Origin of the sequence: Halomonas sp. 707D4, from assembly GCF_024158685.1 — a bacterium.
In the GTDB taxonomy this organism is placed as follows: domain Bacteria; phylum Pseudomonadota; class Gammaproteobacteria; order Pseudomonadales; family Halomonadaceae; genus Vreelandella.
The window spans coordinates 1-1,252 of the sequence record NZ_JAMZBD010000688.1; the positions used below are offsets into that span (position 1 = coordinate 1).

General features: G+C 70.1%; 2 protein-coding genes. Both read right to left on the bottom strand.

Going from position 1 to position 1,252, the window contains the following annotated elements; all coding sequences use genetic code 11:
• Positions 1-729, bottom strand: a 729-nt coding sequence (locus BIS11_RS17915; RefSeq protein ID WP_253586772.1) for a radical SAM protein, incomplete at its 3' end; no start/stop codon positions are given.
• Between the two features lie 108 nt (positions 730-837).
• Positions 838-1,252: sulfite exporter TauE/SafE family protein (locus tag BIS11_RS17920; protein WP_253586773.1), on the bottom strand; the 415-nt coding region annotated here is incomplete at its 5' end.

Genomic DNA, 1,252 nt, shown 5'->3' on the forward strand with positions numbered 1-1,252 from the left:
CTCGATCACCTGGGCGAGGGTCGCCGCGAAGCGCGACTCGCTCTGGCGCGGCAGGCCGTAGATCAGATCCACGTTGAGCGAGCCGAAGCCGAGCCGGTGCGCCTCGTCCATCAGGGTCTCGGTCAGCTGCTTCGGCTGGACGCGGTTGATCGCGCGCTGCACCTCCGGGTCGAGATCCTGCACCCCCAGGCTCAGCCGGTTGAAGCCCAGCGACTGCAGGTGGCGCAGGGTGAACACGTCGGCCTCGCGCGGGTCGATCTCGATGGCGTAGTCACGCCCCGGGTCGCTCGAGAGCCCGAAGCGGGCGTCGAGCCGGTCGATCAGGTCGCCCATCTGGGAAAGCGTCATAAAGGTCGGCGTGCCGCCGCCCCAGTGGAGCTGCTCCACCGGGCGCGAGGTATCGACGTGGCGCGCGGCGAGCACCATTTCGCGGTCGAGGCGCGAAAGGTAGGGCTCGGCGAGCTGGCGGTTCTTGGTGGCGATCTTGTTGCAGGCGCAGTAGAAGCAGATCTTCTCGCAGAACGGAATGTGCACGTAGAGCGATAGCCCCCGGCGACCGGCGTTGCTGCGCTGAAGCGCCTGGGTGAAGTCCGCGGATGTGAACGCTTCGTGGAAGGCCAGCGCCGTCGGGTAGGAGGTGTAGCGCGGCCCGCTCTTGTCGTAGCGGCGCAGAAGCGCCTCGTCCCAGGCGGGGGCGGGTGACGACACGGCGTGAGCGCGATTGGGCATGAGGGCTCCCGGGCAGATGGCAGGCGCCGGCGGTTTCGACGGCGACGAGTCATGTTAGCGCGCGGGCGACGTGGCCGGGTTGAGCTGGGTCAATAAAGCGGCGAGACGCTAGTGGCCCGCGTGGGGCACCAGCGCCCAGAGCTGGTAGAGGGCGAAGGCGATGATCGAAAGCGCTGCCAGCGTGCGCGTGGCGGGGTGGCGAATGAGCCCGGAAAGCGAGCGGGCGGCCACGCCGGTGGCGAGCACCGCCGGCAGCGTGCCGAGCCCGAAGGCGCCCATCAGCAGCGCCCCCTGGGCCGGCGCGCCGCTGGCCAGGCTCCAGGCGAGCATCGAGTAGACCAGCCCGCAGGGCAGCCAGCCCCACAGCGCCCCCAGCGCGAACGCCTGGGGCAGGTGAACCACCGGCATCAGCCGCCGCCCGACCGGCTCGACGTGGCGCCAGAGCCGTCGCCCGAGGGCTTCGAGGGCCAGAAGCCCCTTCCACCAGTGGGCGATGTAGAGCGCCATCAGGATCAGCATCACG